The 2357-nt window shown below is 62.1% G+C and carries 2 protein-coding genes; both read right to left on the bottom strand.

Translation table 11 applies throughout. The annotated features are described in order from the left end of the window. On the bottom strand, positions 1 to 704 hold a 704-nt coding region (locus tag EPO09_RS03210), incomplete at its 3' end, for an MFS transporter (RefSeq protein ID WP_290640079.1). A gap of 61 nt (positions 705 to 765) precedes the next feature. Continuing rightward, a complete protein-coding gene (guaB, locus tag EPO09_RS03205) occupies positions 766 to 2238 on the bottom strand; it encodes an IMP dehydrogenase (protein ID WP_290640076.1) in 1473 nt (490 codons plus the stop codon). Between the last annotated feature and the right edge of the window lie 119 nt (positions 2239 to 2357).

Raw genomic sequence — 2357 nt, 5'->3', positions numbered from 1 at the left:
AGGCAGAACTGCGCCAGGATCGACAAGCCCATCACCCACATCAGCGTCTCAACACCCTTGAGTTCACGCAGGCGAGCCAAGGAACTGAACGGATTCACTCGGACGAGATGGAACTCACGGCGCTTATCCAAGGCCAGCGATTCCGGCAACACGAAGTAGCCATACACGCAATTGAGCAAGCACAGCGCCCCAGACAGGAAGAAAGGCCAGTGCACGTTCTTGTCGCCCAGCAAACCGCCCATCACCGGCCCCAGGATGAAGCCCAGGCCGAACATGGCGCCCAACATCCCGTAGTTCTTGGCGCGGTCTTTCGGCTGCGTGATGTCCGCCACGTAGGCATTGGCCACGGCGATGTTGGCGCACACGGCCCCACCCATCACACGCACGGCCAACAACATCCAGAACTGGGTAGCCAGCGCCGTGACGAAGAAGTTGACACCCATGCCGAGCAGGCCAAGCAAGAGAACAGGGCGGCGCCCATACTTGTCTGACAGAGCACCCAGCACGGGCGCACTGAAGAACTGCGCAATGGCAAACGCGGCCTGAGCCGCGCCATAACCGATGGAAGTGCCCGCCCCCGAGTCCATGAAGGTCCCGATAAGCTTGGGCAGCACGGGCGCGATGATGCCGATCGACATCATGTCGAGCAGCACCGTCACCATGATGAAAGGCATGGCCGCCTGGCGGCCGCTTTGAGAACCCATCGCAATCCTGTGGTGGTTCGGTGAGGCGGCCACCAAGGGCCTGCACCATTACATCAACTACTCACTCCATGCGGTAGTTGGGTGCTTCCTTGGTGATTTGCACGTCATGGACGTGGCTTTCGCGGATGCCCGCCGAGGTGATCTCGACGAACTCGGCACGGTTCTTCATCTCTTCGATGGTGCCGCAACCGCAATAGCCCATGGAGGCACGCAGGCCGCCGGCCATCTGGTACAGAATCGTGACGACCGAGCCCTTGTAAGGCACGCGACCTTCGATACCTTCCGGCACGAGCTTGTCAGCGTTCGGGTTGGTCGTTTCGTCGTTTTCCTGGAAGTAGCGGTCAGCGGAGCCGTCCTTCATGGCGCCGATCGAGCCCATGCCGCGGTAGCTCTTGTAGCTGCGGCCCTGGAACAGAATGACTTCGCCAGGGGCTTCCTCGGTACCGGCGAACATGCCGCCCATCATCACGGTGCTGGCACCAGCGGCGATGGCCTTGGCGATATCACCCGAGTAGCGCACGCCGCCGTCGGCGATCAAGGGCACGCCTGTGCCTTGCAGAGCGGTAGCGACGTTGTCGATGGCCATGATCTGGGGCACGCCCACACCGGCCACGATACGGGTCGTGCAAATGGAGCCAGGACCAATACCGACCTTGACGCCGTCCGCACCGGCTTCCACCAGCGCCAGCGCTGCCGCACCGGTGGCGATGTTGCCACCGATCACGTCCACTTGCGGGAAGTTCTTCTTGACCCAGCGCACGCGCTCGATCACGCCGTGGCTGTGGCCGTGGGCGGTGTCGACCACCAGTGCGTCCACGCCGGCCTTGACCAGCAACTCGACGCGCTCTTCGGTGCCCTCGCCCACGCCCACGGCGGCGCCGACGCGCAGCTTGCCATGCGCATCGCGTGCGGCATTGGGGAAACTGTTTTGCTTGGTGATGTCCTTGACGGTGAACACGCCACGCAGTTCCCAGGCATCGGTCACCATCAGCACGCGCTCGAGCTTGTGCTTGTGCATCAAGGCCTTGGCTTCGTTCTGGCTGGCGCCGTCCTTGACGGTGATCAGGCGCTCACGTGGCGTCATGATGTCGCGCACCGCGATGTCCGTGCGGGTTTCGAAGCGCAGGTCACGGCCGGTCACGATGCCGACCACCTTGCCTTCGTCCACGACCGGGAAACCGGAGATGCCATGCTGACGCGACAGCTCGATCACATCACGGACTTTGACGCCCGAGGAAATCGTGATCGGATCGCGCAACACGCCGGATTCGTAACGCTTGACGCGTGCGACTTCGGCGGCCTGTTGCTTGGCCGAAAGGTTTTTGTGAACGATCCCGATACCACCTTCCTGGGCGATCGCGATCGCCAGGCGGGCTTCCGTCACCGTGTCCATGGCGGCAGACACCAAGGGCAGGTTCAGTTGAATATTACGGGACAGACGGGTGGCCAGCGAAGTGTCGCGGGGCAACACTTGAGAGTACGCGGGCACCAACAACACGTCATCAAACGTGAGGGCTTTACCAAGCAGGCGCATGAACAGGGCTCCAGACGCAAAAGCGGATTATACGCAGACTCGGCGCTTTTCCGGGAGCGGGAAAACTGACAGGCCGAATACGCCCATTTCCGGGGGATACGCCGGCAGGTGTCCGGATA

The sequence above is a fragment of the Aquabacterium sp. genome (assembly GCF_004297345.1).
Taxonomy (GTDB): domain Bacteria; phylum Pseudomonadota; class Gammaproteobacteria; order Burkholderiales; family Burkholderiaceae_C; genus Aquabacterium.
The sequence above is the reverse complement of the archived record's forward strand: the minus strand, read 5'-3'. Positions and strand labels throughout refer to the sequence as shown.